12 protein-coding genes are annotated in these 14,545 nt (G+C 43.2%); 4 read left to right on the top strand and 8 right to left on the bottom strand.

Features of this window, described 5'->3' with window-relative positions; genetic code table 11:
* Positions 1–3 precede the first annotated feature (3 nt).
* The 3 genes from B5D77_RS05985 to B5D77_RS05990 all read right to left on the bottom strand — a co-directional run bounded on the left by B5D77_RS05985 (position 4) and on the right by B5D77_RS05990 (position 2,867).
* Positions 4–1,347: an adenylosuccinate synthase gene (locus B5D77_RS05985; RefSeq protein WP_106908466.1), complete on the bottom strand. Its 1,344-nt coding sequence runs from the start codon at positions 1,345–1,347 to the stop codon at positions 4–6.
* Between the two features lie 127 nt (positions 1,348–1,474).
* Positions 1,475–1,642 (bottom strand): hypothetical protein, encoded by a 168-nt coding sequence (locus B5D77_RS26165; protein WP_008205493.1) that lies wholly within the window; start codon positions 1,640–1,642, stop codon positions 1,475–1,477.
* Between the two features lie 61 nt (positions 1,643–1,703).
* On the bottom strand, positions 1,704–2,867 hold the full coding sequence (locus B5D77_RS05990) for an LptF/LptG family permease (protein ID WP_106908467.1): 1,164 nt from the start codon (positions 2,865–2,867) through the stop codon (positions 1,704–1,706).
* Between the two features lie 207 nt (positions 2,868–3,074).
* On the opposite strand from B5D77_RS05990, the gene B5D77_RS05995 reads away from it, so the two are divergent.
* From B5D77_RS05995 to B5D77_RS26170, 3 genes are all read left to right on the top strand, one after another.
* On the top strand, positions 3,075–4,127 hold the full coding sequence (locus tag B5D77_RS05995) for a dipeptide epimerase (RefSeq protein WP_106908468.1): 1,053 nt from the start codon (positions 3,075–3,077) through the stop codon (positions 4,125–4,127).
* Positions 4,120–5,163: a DUF1611 domain-containing protein gene (locus B5D77_RS06000; protein WP_106908469.1), complete on the top strand. Its 1,044-nt coding sequence runs from the start codon at positions 4,120–4,122 to the stop codon at positions 5,161–5,163. The genes B5D77_RS05995 and B5D77_RS06000 overlap by 8 nt, the downstream gene beginning before the upstream one ends.
* 100 nt (positions 5,164–5,263) lie before the next feature.
* Positions 5,264–5,437, top strand: a complete 174-nt coding sequence (locus B5D77_RS26170; protein WP_173915181.1) for a hypothetical protein — start codon at positions 5,264–5,266, stop codon at positions 5,435–5,437.
* A 243-nt stretch (positions 5,438–5,680) separates the two neighbouring features.
* On the opposite strand, the gene B5D77_RS06005 is transcribed toward B5D77_RS26170, so the two are convergent.
* The 5 genes from B5D77_RS06005 to B5D77_RS25740 all read right to left on the bottom strand — a co-directional run bounded on the left by B5D77_RS06005 (position 5,681) and on the right by B5D77_RS25740 (position 12,296).
* On the bottom strand, positions 5,681–7,573 hold the full coding sequence (locus tag B5D77_RS06005) for a tetratricopeptide repeat protein (RefSeq protein ID WP_254053082.1): 1,893 nt from the start codon (positions 7,571–7,573) through the stop codon (positions 5,681–5,683).
* Between the two features lie 135 nt (positions 7,574–7,708).
* A complete protein-coding gene (locus B5D77_RS06010) occupies positions 7,709–8,101 on the bottom strand; it encodes a hypothetical protein (RefSeq protein WP_106909961.1) in 393 nt (130 codons plus the stop codon).
* A 107-nt stretch (positions 8,102–8,208) separates the two neighbouring features.
* The gene (locus tag B5D77_RS06015; RefSeq protein WP_069475262.1) at positions 8,209–10,014 is read right to left on the bottom strand and encodes an aspartate kinase; all 1,806 of its coding nucleotides are present in this window, start codon (positions 10,012–10,014) and stop codon (positions 8,209–8,211) included.
* Positions 10,015–10,507: 493 nt separating this feature from the next.
* Positions 10,508–12,076 carry an NAD(P)H-hydrate dehydratase gene (locus B5D77_RS06025; protein ID WP_106908472.1) on the bottom strand — a complete coding sequence of 523 codons (1,569 nt, stop codon included), beginning with the start codon at positions 12,074–12,076 and terminating at the stop codon, positions 10,508–10,510.
* 79 nt (positions 12,077–12,155) lie between these two features.
* Positions 12,156–12,296 carry a hypothetical protein gene (locus tag B5D77_RS25740; RefSeq protein WP_159036944.1) on the bottom strand — a complete coding sequence of 47 codons (141 nt, stop codon included), beginning with the start codon at positions 12,294–12,296 and terminating at the stop codon, positions 12,156–12,158.
* Positions 12,297–12,538: 242 nt separating this feature from the next.
* Between B5D77_RS25740 and B5D77_RS06030 the strand changes: the two genes are divergently transcribed.
* On the top strand, positions 12,539–14,542 hold the full coding sequence (locus B5D77_RS06030) for an N-6 DNA methylase (protein ID WP_106908473.1): 2,004 nt from the start codon (positions 12,539–12,541) through the stop codon (positions 14,540–14,542).
* The last annotated feature ends 3 nt before the right edge of the window (positions 14,543–14,545 follow it).

Below are 14,545 nucleotides of genomic sequence, written 5' to 3' on the forward strand. Positions count from 1 at the left end.
GATTTAAAATTCGTAATTATCCCAAGGTGAGCCATTTTCGTCCAAAAGAGCGCGTTTTGGTCCGTGAATGGGATCTTCAACGATAATAGTTTGGTCGCGACTAGCTCCTAGGGAGATAATCGCGATCGGTACTTCCATAATCGCCCCTAGGAATTTTAGATAATCGAGGGCCTGTTTAGGCAGGTCTTCCAGACTGCGACAATCACTGGTGGGTTGTTGCCACCCCGGCATCGTTCGGTAAATCGGTTGACAACGGGCGAATTCCCCGGCACTACTGGGTAAATGGCGACAGGTTTTGCCGTCCAATTGGTAGGCCACACAGACTTTGATTTCCTCTAGGGTATCGAGAACATCCAACTTGGTGATCGCTAGACAGTCTAAACCATTGATTCGCACCGCATAACGACCGATCACCGCGTCAAACCAACCACAGCGACGACGACGGCCGGTGGTGGTCCCGAATTCCGCCCCCCGATCACACAATAACTGCTCGATCTCCCCCTCTAATTCCGTGGGAAATGGCCCTTCCCCCACCCTAGTGGTGTAAGCTTTGGCCACACCGATCACTCGATCGATTACCGTCGGACCGATACCAGAACCCACACAAGCACCCCCAGCGATCGGATTGGAGGAGGTAACGTAGGGATAGGTTCCGTGATCGAGGTCAAGTAGGGTGCCTTGGGCCCCTTCAAAAAGAATATTCTTACGCTTGCGGATTGCTTCGTAGATTTTTAGGGAACTATCGACCACATGGGGACGTAGTTTCTCGGCATATTCTAGATATTCCTCGATCACCGTCTTCGGATCTAAAGGCGGTAAGTTATATAACTTTTCTAAAATGACGTTTTTATAATTGGTCGTCCATTCTAGTTTTTGCCGCAGATTCTCGGTATTCATCAAGTCGATGACTCGAATGCCGATGCGCTCGGATTTGTCGGCATAGGTGGGGCCGATACCCCTTCCCGTGGTGCCGATTTTATATTTACCCCGTTTTTCCTCGGATGCTTGATCGAGCAGCCGGTGATAGGGCATAGTGACATGAGCCGTTTGCGAGATATAGAGATTGTCCGTGGTAACATTGAGGGCGTGTAATTGCGCCATCTCTTTTAGTAACACCGAGGGATCTATGACTGTTCCCGAGCCGATTATACATTCCGTATCCGGGTAGAGAATCCCGGAGGGAATTAGATGGAGTTTGAACGTTTGATCATCGACGACGACGGTATGACCCGCATTTACGCCACCTTGAGAACGCACCACCACATCCGCCGATCGACTCAGCAGATCCGTGATTTTTCCTTTTCCTTCGTCGCCCCATTGAGCGCCGATTACAATAACGTTAGCCAAGGTATTTTAGTCTAGCTAAAGTTCACACAAACTCCTATTATCTCTCTTGGCCAATACAACTGTCAAGTTATCTCTCTTCGCTAATTGCGGGGAGAAGGCGAGGGTAAAACTCGCCTATTTTCAGGGTTTATTGACCTTCCCGACTGATTTGACGCTCGATAGTTTCGATAGCGGCATTTAATCCCGCTAGACGGGTTTCGAGGTCGTCGCGCATCCATTTAAGGAATGTTAACTTACGCTCTTGATATTCTTGGCGGGAAGTGCTGCCACAAGTGTTAAAGAAAAAGGGAAACATAGATCTAAGGGGCCTGCTATAACTCTACGTCTCCTATCTTGACGAAAATTTCCCAAAAAGTCTAACCGTTAAGTCGCCATAATAACCATAGACCCAACCCAAAACCGAAAAAGTTAGGCAGCCAGGCAGCCAGGAAAGGGGAAAGGGTGGCGGTTAGTCCCAAGCTGCCCACTAAGAAGTTTAAAAGATAGTAGAGAAAAACAATAGCGACGCTGAGACCGAAACCGGTTCCCCGACCGATTCTTTGCGGTAGAGAACCCAAGGCACAGCCGATGGTAGCAAAGACGATGCAGACAAAGGGAAAGGCGATTTTTTGCTGGATTCGCACTTGAAAAAATCTGACTCTTTTATCATCGCCACTGAGTTTGAGCAGTTGCACATATTCGATCGCCTGTGGTATGTTCATCTCGTAGGGATCGCGGCTTTGACGAGCAAAATCGAAAGCGGAGCGAGATAAAGCGATTTTTTCGGCTTTAAAGGGGATAACTTGACTATAGGAGGCGTTAGGGGGGGTTAATTCATAGATAATGCCGTTAAAAAAGTCCCAGACGTTATCGACGGCATTCCAACGGGCCGAATCGGCGATAATAATTTGATTTAATTCTTGTTTTAGCCAACGGATAACGGTGACGGTTTTCATTTTTTCGCCGTCAAATTGTTCGGCATAAAATAAACTTCTTAAATTGCGATTAATCGTACCGTTCTCTAGGGTTTTTATTTCATAATCGGGATAATAAAAGTCTTTGTTTTGCCAAAAGCTTGCCTCTTTATTAATTTTCTGTACTAAAATTTCTGTAGCTCGATAATTAGCATTGGGAACCACATATTCATTTAATAAAAATGTCACCACTGTAACTATTAAACTCAGGCAAAAAGTTGGTATAAAAAGACGATAAAGAGTGACTCCACAGCTTTGCAGGGCAACGGTTTCGCTATCACTACTTAAACGTCCGTAGGTGATTAAAGTGGCCAATAAAAGAGAAACTGGCAGGGAATAGGTGACAAATTCTGGCACTTTTAACAGGAGAATTTCTAGGGCGGAAGCGAGGGGTAGATTGGCATCAACTACCTGATTAGCCAAATCGGAAAGATTGCCGATAGCTACTCCCAAAGAGGCAAATAAACCAACACTAAATAAAAATGGGGGTAGTAGTTGGCTGATCAGATAGCGATCAATGAGGGCAATACCTCCATTTACCCAGTAAGAAATCTTTTTCTTAATCATTGATTTTGGTTAACTCACTCCTCTTTTATCCCATTTCCTAACCCGCAGCCGTCTTGCCTATCCCTTCGGTTAGCCTATCATATTTTGTCTTTGACGAAAAACACCGCCGGAAGTTGTATGATTGCGGGGAGAGTGGACAGAAGTAAGGATTTGGGTAAGTGTAGATAATTTTTCTGTTCCTATTCCCCGATCATCCCCAGGTGAATTATGCTGCTAAACTGGCAAACTTTTACTATTCATAAACGAGTACCTTTAACGATTAGTCGCGGCACTACCAGCGAAAATACTAATATATGGCTGCAAATTAGCGAGGAAAATATCGAAGGGTGGGGAGAGGCATCTCCTTTTGATATTACCAGCGAGGAGAAAAAACCCGATAAAATCCTGCAAGAATTAAACTCGATCGCTCCTATTTTACAATCTTTTCACCCCTGTCAACGCCAAGAAATTGAAAAAATTTTATGGCAAAATCAGATATCTTCGGCTACTCGTGCCGCTATTGACACGGCACTGCACGACTGGTTAGGCAAAAAAGCTAATTTACCTCTCTGGCAAATTTTTGGACTCGATCGCTCTTTAATTCCGCCGGTTTCTGTTACTATCGGTTTAAATTCTCCAGAAAATGTGCAGAAAAGGCTGTTAGATTGGCTAGAAATTGGCGATTTTAGCTTATTAAAAATCAAATTAGGCTCACCGGACGGGATAGAAGCCGATCGAGCTATAATTCTGGCTATTAAAGCAATTGTCCCCCATTTGCCCCTAACTGTCGATGCTAATGGTGGTTGGACATTTAGGGATGCGGTGAAAATGTGCCAATGGTTAAAGGAAAAAGGCGTTATTTATGTGGAACAACCCCTATCCGCGGGACAAGAACGAGATTTAATTGATTTATACCAAAAATCGCCCCTACCTATCTTCGTCGATGAAAGCTGTTTTTCTAGTCAAGATATCCCGAAACTGGCCGATCGAGTCCACGGCATTAATATTAAACTAATGAAAGCTGGCGGATTAGCCGAAGTGCAGAGAATGATTCATATTGCCCAAGCTTGCCGACTGCAAATTATGTTCGGATGTTACTCTGATAGCAGTTTAGCCAATACTGCCCTAGCACATCTTGGCCCGCTTGTCAACTATCTTGACCTAGATAGTCATTTAAATTTACGCGATGATCCCTTTACGGGTTTAAGCTTGGAAAGGGGACATTTACAAACAAATAATTTGCCCGGTTTGGGTGTTAGTTTACGGATAAAAGATGACTAATTATTTGACTCCTGACAAGAAAGTAGCGATTCTTCTCCACGAAGGAATCAAAGGAACTCGCGGCAAAACTGGGTTAAGTTATCTGCGTTACGGAAAAGCGCAGGTAGTGGCGATTATTGACGCAGAAAGCGCCGGCAGTACCTTAAAAGAAGTGGCCGGAATCGATCGCCCCTTGCCGATTGTTGCTACTGTTAGGGAAGCTCTAACCTATCATCCCGATACCCTGTTAATTGGTATCGCACCCTCAGGAGGCATTTTACCACCCCATTGGCTAGAAGAAATCAAAGAGGCGGTAAATGCGGGGTTATCCCTCGTTAATGGTCTCCATACACCCCTAAAACCCCTTTTTTCTCAGCTTAAACCAGATCAATGGATTTGGGATATCCGTCTGGAACCCCAAGGCTTAAAAATTGGGCAAGCGCGGGCGAAAAATTTAACCTGTCAGCGTATTCTAACGGTAGGGACGGATATGAGTGTGGGCAAAATGTCCACTAGCATCGAATTACACCGATTTGCCCGAGAAAAAGGGCTAAAATCGCAATTTTTAGCCACTGGACAGGGGGGAATTATGATCGCGGGAAAAGGTGTACCCTTGGATGCAGTGCGCGTCGATTATGCTGCTGGTGCGATCGAGGCTTTGGTGTTAGAATCGGCAGAAAATAATGATATTCTGTTTATTGAGGGTCAAGGCTCCCTTTTACACCCTGGCTCCACCGCTACCTTACCCTTAATGCGTGGCACTCAACCAACGGGGTTAATTCTCGTCCATCGTGCCGGACAAATTCATATCAAAGATTTACCCGATATTCTCATCCCTCCCCTAACGGAAGTGATTAAACTCTACGAAATGACTGCCAGTGCTGGGGGAAGTTTCGGGGAGGTGAAGGTAAAAGGGATTAGTTTAAATACTTTTCATCTTAGTCCGGAGGCGGCAGTTAAAGCTATAGAAACTGTGCAGGAGGAAACGGGGTTATTTTGTACCGATGTTGTCCGTTTTGGCGGTCAAGGGTTATTATCAGTGATCAGTGATCAGTGAGCAGTGATTAATTCAATTATAGTCCATCATTCAATCATTCCAATCACTGTCAATGGTGGTGGTGGACTACTGGACTAGGTAATAGGTGTAGGGGTAATTCATGAATTACCCCTACAATAACGTTTGTCTGGATGTTGTTAAATTTTCTCTTGACAAAGGCGACTTGACAGGATACTATATTCATAATGGAAAATCCGTGCGCCTACAGACCCTATTTTCCAACGCTCTTAACTATGATTGGTTTATTCAAGGCTCTCTTGGATTTGGTGGGTAAAATGTATTCTAAGATACAGTCCTACTGGCGAGGGAATGGAAGGAACCACAAAGGCACAAAGGACACAAAGATCGATTATGTTGTAGGTTAAGCTTATCGCACAGAGTCTGGAAGATTCCTATAATAAGTCTAAGCTGTGATTTGAATGATTGAGTGAATACTATGATTGTGTTGTATTTGGCAAGTCTTTATCAATGATCAATTATAGTCTATCCCATAATCCCATAAATCACAGTTAAGACGCTATCTCCCACGACGAAGGCAGATAGCATAATTTCCTCGAACCGTCATTGTTTTTGGATGCGCTATTCCTAATGATTGTTCACAAATTTGTAATGCTTCAGAATAAAGAGGTTCCGCTTCTGTGTACCTGCCTTGGGATTCGTACAATAGTGCTAAATTGTTGAGGGATTGTGCCACATGGGGATGATTGTCTCCTAAGAGTCGTTTACACAAATCTAATGCTTCTAGATAGAGAGGTTCCGCTTCTGTGTACCTGCCTTGGGAACGGTACAATTCTGCTAAATTGTTGAGGGAAGTTGCCACATCGGGATGATTGTCTCCTAAGAGTCGTTTACACAAATCTAATGCTTCTAGATAGAGAGGTTCCGCTTCTGTGTACCTGCCTTGGGAATAGTACAATCCTGCTAAATTGTTGAGGGAAGTTGCCACATCGGGATGATTGTCTCCTAAGAGTCGTTTTCTCAAATCTAAAGCTTCTAGATAGAGAGGTTCCGCTTCTGTGTACCTGCCTTGGGAACGGTACAATTCTGCTAAATTGTTGAGGGAAGTTGCCACATCGGGATGATTGTCTCCTAAGAGTCGTTTTGTCAAATCTAATGCTTCTAGAAGGAGAGGTTCTGCTTCTGTGTACCTGCCTTGGGAATAGTACAATAGTGCTAAATTGTTGAGGGAAGTTGCCACATGGGGATGATTGTCTCCTAAGTGGGTTCGAGTTGCGGTTAAACAAGCTTGACAGTAAGGTTCAGCAATAGCATACAATCCTTGTCCGTTATAGTACCAAGCTAAACCCGTATAGGACCAAAATAAATCCTCATCAGCGATATATTGGGGATATTCCCCGACAGATGCTTGTAGATGGAGAAGGAAAGGTTTAAATTCTTTAACGATTTCTACAGTCGTATCCTGTGGCATTTCTGCCGATTTTTTGGCCATAATCCCACAATAACGGCGTTTTGCTGGTTCTGCGTGGGGTGATGCTTCTAACTTATCCCGAAAGTAGCGACGCAACAGGGGATGAATTTCATACCAACCATCACGATTATCCTGAACTAAACTCAGGTGAACTAAACTATCGGTTAACCATTCCTCCACTGTATCCCCATCCTCATCGGGAAATAAATCCAGAATCATCCCCTTGGGAAAGGGCGCAAGAGCGAATAAACTGAGGTAAAGTGCCAAAATTTGCGCTTCTGGTTCGCTATGCAACTCCTCCCAACTGAGATTAAAGGCAGCTTTTAACCCTCTTTCCGCAGTCATTTCCCCATGAAACTTGGGATTTTTGTCTAAAATTGGCTCATCTAAGCCTTTTTCGGCTAATTTCTGCCGTATTTTGCTAATTTTCCAATCCTGTCGTCGTACCAGTAACCTTGCCACCAATTCTAACCCTAAGGGTAAATAACCTAAATCCTGACATAATAATTTAGCTGCCTCGATTTGTGTGTCAATTCTGTTGTCTTCAAGGTAGGAACGCAATAAATCAAGTGCATCTTTTTCTTTTAATACTTCTACCCGAAAAGTCTCAATTGTCGCTGATAAATATTCCTTGCGAGTGGTAATTAAAACCTGAAAGCGTTTGTCTTCTTGCGGTGGTAAATAATCCCTAATTTGCTGATAATCCCGCACATCATCAAAAATAATTAGGACATTTCCCGCTAACCAATTTTGCCAACAATAACGAATTTTTACGTCTAATTCTCCCTCATCCGGTAAAGTTAATTTGAGATGTACCCGCGCAAAATCTAAAATAGAAGTACCGATAAAACCGCCGTCACTTTCTGCCACATTTAACCAACATATACCCCCCGGATAGGTTTTTTCCTGCCATTCTTGCCAGCCAAACTGTCTGGCTAGTTCGGTTTTACCTATGCCTCCCATTCCCGTTAAGGTAGATATAGCAAGCTTTTGGGATTGTTGTAATTGCTTTTTTAAGTCAATTAATTCCTGATCCCTACCAACAAATCTAGGGATATTACTATTAGATAAATTGTGAGGATGTTGTTTAACCTGTTCCTGAACAGGCGGCTGCAGTCAGGGTTTATTGATGTTTATAGTTGCTGCTTGATAAACTTCACCACCCTCAACCTTATTCTGGAAATTTGTCCCTCCATAATTAGTCTGGTTTATACTACTATTATCCTGAATTTTCAAGGATTGAATTTCTGTTGCTAAACCCTTGACTTTTTCGGCAAAATCTGCTTCATCATTCATGGCAACCTTTAAATAATCTGCTACTTTTTCTAGATCAGTTTTTGACCCTTTTTCAGCAGCTTGTAAAGCTTTTTCAGCATTAGGATTAGCTTTAAGTTTATTCCAGATGATTTGCCGCAAAGTATTAATTTTTTCTAGAGCAGCTTCGGTAAATTTTTCTACAGTAGTCTGAAATACCAAAGCAACAATTGTCGCCACTGTTATCGGTTCCATAGATAAAATCGGGGTGATGAGGGTTAACTTACTTAACTGGTTTTTGGGGGTTAAGTTGCCAACAATATAAACAACTCTTACCCCCATCATAGAACTTGTAATTTCATTTAGGCGGGTACTTCAATTTTACCCTGTCCGGCTAATCCAAAAGCGGCATGAACCACTTGTAGGGCCCTGACTCCATCTTCCTGATTCACCACACAACTGATTTTTATATCAGAAGTAGCAATCATCAAAATATTAATTTTCTCCTTTGCTAAAGCTTCAAAAAAGCGTGCTGCTACCCCCGGTTGTCCTTCCATTCCCGAACCAACAATGCTCACTTTGGCTACATCATTATTAACCACCACTTCCTGTAAACCCAAACTTTCCGATAGTTCTAAGAGGATTTTTTGGGCTAAATTAGCATCAGCTTGGGGTAAAGTAAAAGCGATATCTCGTCGGGGAATACCATCGACAATGCGACAGCGTTGGGATTGAATAATCATATCAACACTGACATTTTTTGCCGCTAAAACCGAGAAAATTCTCGCCGCCATCCCGGGGCGATCGGGGACGTTACGAATGGCCATTTGGGCCTGATTATTATCTAGGGCCACTCCCCTGACTGGGACTAAATTTTTAGGGATTTCGCAATGAGCAACTTTAGCAGAATACTCCACTTGAAAAGCATCACAAAGGACTTTAATTGCTTTTTCTCCGTCCGCTTCATCGATGACACAACTGACTTTTACTTCAGAAGTGGAGATCATTTCGATATTAATTGCCGCTGCGGCCAAAGTGCTAAATATTTGGGCAGCAATTCCCGGCCGGCCGATCATACCAGCGCCGGTAATGGCGATTTTAGCGGCCCCGGATTCGATGATCACTTCCGCTTCCTCTGTATTAGTGGGATGGGAACGTAAAACCGGCGCGATCGCTTCGGCCACGGATTGGGCTTTTTTTAAGGCATTTCCCATCACCGTAAAGGCGATATCGTTGCTGTCACCCTCGTGAATCGATTGAATAATTAAATCCACGTCCACCTGTTGATGGGCAATTTCCCCGAATAAACGGGCAGCGATACCCGGACGATCCGGAACCCGTAAAAGGGCGATTTTCGCCTGATTGCCCTCAAATTCCACCGCATCCACTGCTTTTGTCAATTCCAATCCTTGCAGGGTGCGCGGTTTCGGTGCCGGGGATGTCACCCAAGTACCCGGATCCTCTGTCCAACTGGAGCGGACAACCAAGGGAACCCCGAAGTTTTTAGCGATTTCCACCGCTCGCGGGTGGAGAACTTTCGCCCCTAAACTGGCTAATTCGAGCATCTCATCGCAGGTAATTTGGTCTAAAAGACGCGCTTCGGGGACTAAACGGGGGTCAGTGGTGAGAATACCGGGTACATCGGTGTAAATTTCGCAAAAATCGGCTTTTAAGGCGGCTGCTAGGGCCACGGCCGAGGTATCGGACCCACCGCGCCCCAAGGTGGTAATCTCTAGTTGATCACTATCGCTGACACCTTGAAAACCGGCGACAACAACTACTTTACCCTCCGATAGATGACGGGAAAGGCGATCGGTTTTAATTTCTAAGATACGGGCCCGACTATGTTCGGATTCCGTGACAATTCCCACCTGAGCGCCGGTTAGGGAGATGGCCGGTTGTCCGATTTCCTCTAGGGCCATACTCATCAAGGCGATTGTCACCTGTTCCCCCGTGGATAATAACATATCCATCTCCCGGCGCGAGGGTTCGGCGGCGATTTGTTTGGCTAAATTGACCAATCCATCGGTGGTTTTACCCATGGCAGAAACGACCACCACCACGGTGTTTCCTGCTATTACCGTATTTTTGACCCGTTGAGCTACCGATTGAATGCGTTCCACGGAACCTACCGATGTACCACCGTATTTTTGGACAATTACAGCCATAGTTGTCAGCGCCAGAGACTTTCTATCTTTGTTCAATCTCCAACTTATCAAAATTCCTAACGATAAGTGGTTTTGGTTAACATTCCTTATGTTTTATCAAATGCCGACTATCTGAATTAATCTTTAAGGAGGCAGTCCGAGCATTTGTACTAAAATGTCAATAGGCAGTTTAAATACAGTACATTTATGCTATTAATAATATTTTGGCTCTCTTAGGTTTGGTGGGTATTATGTATTCTAAGATATAGTCCTGCTGGCGAGTGAATGGAACGAACCACAAAGACACAGAGGACACAAAGATAGAACGCTACTTATTTCTGCGTTTCTTAGGTGGGTATTATGAAAGATATTTGAATGTTAGATACAGTAATAATTATCAATTCTGATCCCCCCGCCTATCGGCACCCCCCTTATCAAGGTGGGCAGGGGGGATCGAATCTAAAATCCATTTTTAATTTAATTATAACCAGCTATTTAGATACAGTAAAAATCATCAATTCTGATCCCCCCGCCTATCGGCACCCCCCTTATCAAGGGGGGCAGGGGGGATCAAATCTTTAAGGGCAGCAAATAAATAATTAGCTAAAGTCACTCCATCTACTCCTAATTCCGTCCTTTCTTTGGCCGCTAAAATGCCGGCTTGAGCGTGTAAATAAGCCGCTAATGCGGTTGCTTCCGGGGCATTATCCGGCATTTGGGTTAAGAATCCGCCGATTAATCCCGTTAAAACATCACCACTACCACCTCGCGCTAAAGCGGAGGTACTTTCGGGGATTATATACATTTTACCTTCCGGGGAGGCGATTATAGTTCTGGCTCCTTTTAATAAGACAATTGCACCACTTTGTTGAGATGCTTCTTGAGTGATATTAATCCTATCTTGAGAATCTGATAAGTTAGGAAATAAGCGTTTAAATTCTCCCCAATGAGGCGTTAAAATTGTCTTATTCTGGCGAGATGATAATTTTTCTATGCCCAGTTGAGCCAAAATATTTAAAGCATCGGCATCGAGTATAATCGGTTTATCACTATCTAAAACCTGTTCGATAATAGCGGGATTTTCTGTGGTTAATCCAGGACCACAGGCGAGGACATGATAATTATTTAATTCTAGGGGAAGTTCGGCAATAGCTCCCGTGGCAGTTTCGGGACAATCGATAATTAATGCTTCTGGTAAATGACTAATTAATAAAGATTTGAGGGCAGCAGGAACAGCAATAGAAAGCATTCCCACACCACTACCTCGCGCTCCTAATCCGGCGAGAATTGCCCCCCCCGCATAACGACGAGAACCACAGATAATTAATAAATGTCCCTGCTGATATTTATGGGTAAGGAGAGGACGGGGTAAGGGTAAATAAGGGCGAATTAGATCGGGATTAACCCTCAGAATTGGCGGTGAATCTTGTAAAATTGTTTCTAGGTCAAGGGGACTAATTCCTATATCAATTAACTCCACTTTACCCAGATAGGGTAAGGCCAAATCTTGGAAAAAAGCTCGCTTCCAGAGTCCCAAACAAAAGGTATGAGTGGCTTTAATTGCCGTGCCTAAAACCTCTCCGGTGTCGGTGTGAATTCCCGAAGCAATATCGATACTAATTATCGGTTTTTGCCAACTATTAATTTTATCGACTAATTCGGCAATCTCTCCCGATAAAGTCCTTTCTAAACCAAAACCGAAAAGACCATCGATAATTAACTGACAATCCCGCAAACATTCTAAAGTTTCCTGAAAAATTAAGCCTAAATGCTTGACATAATTCGCCTGTTGTGCTGTTAAATCCTTGAGTTTGGCGATCGGACAAAAAAGAGATACTTGATAACCAGCGAGATGTAATTCCCTAGCAATTACGAGAGCATCGCCGCCATTGTGACCAGGGCCAACTATAACGCCGATTTTGGGGAAATCAGCCAAAGAATAGGACTTTTTAAACTGTTGTGCCGTTAACAGGGCTGCCTTTTCCATCAAAGCGGCCACAGGCATACCGGAGGCAAAAATCGCCCCTTCAATGCGACGCATCTGCTCGCTATTAACCACGTTTAACCGATAATTGTAGCTCATTCGAGGGATAAATTGCCTGTTAACAGGTCTAGATAACTTTTTTGCCGAAAAACTGCCAATTAGCCCGCATTTTCACCAGCTAAAGGCTGGTTTGGCCAATAATAGCCAGATCATTCTGTCTAGTTTCCGCTTGACGGTGAGCGGGAGCATCCCACTTTTGCAATAAGAAATTGTACTTAGATGCGAAATGCTTAGATGGCAAGCCTTTTCGGGAGTTCATAGATTTTTAACGGTTCTCTAAATTGTGTGATTCAAACCAGAATCGTTACTACAAAAGCCTTCTCCCCCTTCCGAGCATTTATACTCATTACATAATTGGGATGCTCCCCGGTGAGCGGCGGATATATTAATTAATTTTAGTAGTTACTGACCGAAAATTTGGGCTTAAGGTTCCCCGTCATACTCGCGTAGGATCGGGCGATTTTAAGACATAATATTGTCATTTTATAGGATAATTGTCTTATGCCTATCACTACCGCCCAACTAAAAACTATTGTTACTGGCGATGAGTCCGCTAGAGCCGAATCTCTGCGAACGATCCTTAACTATCCCGTACTAGAAAGGGACTCCCAAGGGTCAAGGTTTTGGTATTTGCGTCCGGGGGGCAACCCAGAAGATGCCGCAGAAACTTGTCCTATTGCTGTTGGTTTTTATCAGGAATTAAATCGGGGGACAGACCAAGAAATTAAGCAGTTTCTCACTTCAGAGCCACAGCAACAGGAAATCTATGGTCACTATATTGGCAGAATTGCTGAGGATCAACCTGTCATGTATTTACTTTTCCCATTTTCGCCTTTTGAAGAGGAGTTAGGGGGAATTAAAAATCAAGCTAGAGTAGCTTTTATCTTACCCACTGAGGGGGGATTACGGCAGCGGGGGATTCAAACTTTTGCCTTTGAGGATGAGGATTTAATGGCGAGGTTAGCACGGTTACATTGGGATGAATTAGCAGATAAAATTCTTGAAAAAGCTCTTAATTTAATCCCGCAAGTTGATTGGATTTTCTATAAACCTGCTGAAACTGCTCAGGAGTTAGCCCACGAATTAGCCGCAGTTACCCAACGCATTGAACGGGCGATACCTGATGTTTATAGTCAGGAAAATCAAGGGGGTTATTTACATAAATTATTAGAGAGTTTTCAGAAAGAGTTATTGCCCAATCTCAAGCTAAATTCTGAGGATCAGAAAGATTATAGTTTTAGTGATATTTACGCTCAAACTATTGCTTATGGTTTGTTTACGGCGCGGGTATTTAGTTATGTCAAGAATCCGAAACGAGATTTTAATCGCTACCATACTTGGCAAGAATTACCAGAAACTAACCCTTTTTTAAGGCAGTTATTTAAAGATGTTTCCCAGCGTCCGGCGGCGGAGTTGGGGGATGAGTTAATTGATAGTATCGGTGAGGCGTTTGGCATCCTCAGAGCGGCAAAAATGGAGGCAATCTTAACGGATTTTCGCAATAAGATGAACCGCGAGGATATTGTTATTCGCTTTTATGAGGACTTTTTAGCAGCTTATAAGCCTCAAATGCGGGAGAAAAGGGGGGTTTATTATACTCCTGAACCTGTGGTGTCTTATATAGTGCGTTCCGTTGATGAGTTGATTAAGGATAAGTTTAATAAACCGTTGGGAATTGCGGACCCAGAGGTGATGATTCTTGACCCTGCTTGTGGGACGGGGACGTTTTTATTATGGGTATTTCAGTTGATTCATAAGCGGTTTGAGGAGAACCCAGTCGCGTTGACGGCAGGGTTAGCGAATAAGTCTTGGTCGGGGTATGTTTCGGAAAGGTTATTACCTCGGATTTTTGGCTTTGAATTGTTGATGGCTCCCTATGCAATTTGTCATCTAAAGTTGGGGTTATTTCTGGAGGAGACGGGTTATCAGTTTGCGAGTGGCAAGCGGTTAGGGGTTTATCTGATTAATACTTTAGAGGATATTAAGTTAAGGGAAGAAAAGCAGCAGTTAACTTTAGCTTTACCCCAAATGGAGGAGTTAATAGCAGAGGAAGCAAAAGCAGGTTCTCGGATTAAGAAAAATGAACCGATTATGGTTGTTATTGGCAATCCGCCTTATTCTGGTCATTCGGAAAATAATAATGAGTGGATCAAAAATTTAGTTAATGATTATTACTTTATTGATGGCAAGGGTTTAGGTGAGAAAAATACGAAATGGTTACAGGATGATTATGTTAAATTTATCAGGTTTGCACAGTGGCGAATTGATAAAAGTCAAAAGGGAATTTTAGCTTTTATTAATAATCATGGTTTTTTAGATAATCCTACTTTTCGAGGCATGAGACAACAGTTAATTAATACTTTTGATGAGATTTTTATTTATGATTTACATGGTAACAGTAAGAAAAAAGAAACCGCTTTAGACGGTAGTAAAGATGAAAATGTTTTTGATATTCAGCAGGGGGTTAGTATTGGTATAATGGTAAAAAGCATGGATGTAAGTTAACTC

The organism is Microcystis sp. MC19, from assembly GCF_003019735.1.
GTDB lineage: Bacteria > Cyanobacteriota > Cyanobacteriia > Cyanobacteriales > Microcystaceae > Microcystis.

Coding starts and splice junctions, on each gene's coding strand:
- B5D77_RS26165 (WP_008205493.1), bottom strand. CDS start 1,642: ATGTTTCCCTTTTTCTTTAACACTTGTGGCAGCACTTCCCGCCAAGAA.
- B5D77_RS05990 (WP_106908467.1), bottom strand. CDS start 2,867: ATGATTAAGAAAAAGATTTCTTACTGGGTAAATGGAGGTATTGCCCTC.
- B5D77_RS05995 (WP_106908468.1), top strand. CDS start 3,075: ATGCTGCTAAACTGGCAAACTTTTACTATTCATAAACGAGTACCTTTA.
- B5D77_RS06000 (WP_106908469.1), top strand. CDS start 4,120: ATGACTAATTATTTGACTCCTGACAAGAAAGTAGCGATTCTTCTCCAC.
- B5D77_RS26170 (WP_173915181.1), top strand. CDS start 5,264: ATGAATTACCCCTACAATAACGTTTGTCTGGATGTTGTTAAATTTTCT.
- B5D77_RS06010 (WP_106909961.1), bottom strand. CDS start 8,101: ATGGAACCGATAACAGTGGCGACAATTGTTGCTTTGGTATTTCAGACT.
- B5D77_RS06015 (WP_069475262.1), bottom strand. CDS start 10,014: ATGGCTGTAATTGTCCAAAAATACGGTGGTACATCGGTAGGTTCCGTG.
- B5D77_RS06025 (WP_106908472.1), bottom strand. CDS start 12,076: ATGAGCTACAATTATCGGTTAAACGTGGTTAATAGCGAGCAGATGCGT.
- B5D77_RS25740 (WP_159036944.1), bottom strand. CDS start 12,296: ATGAACTCCCGAAAAGGCTTGCCATCTAAGCATTTCGCATCTAAGTAC.
- B5D77_RS06030 (WP_106908473.1), top strand. CDS start 12,539: ATGCCTATCACTACCGCCCAACTAAAAACTATTGTTACTGGCGATGAG.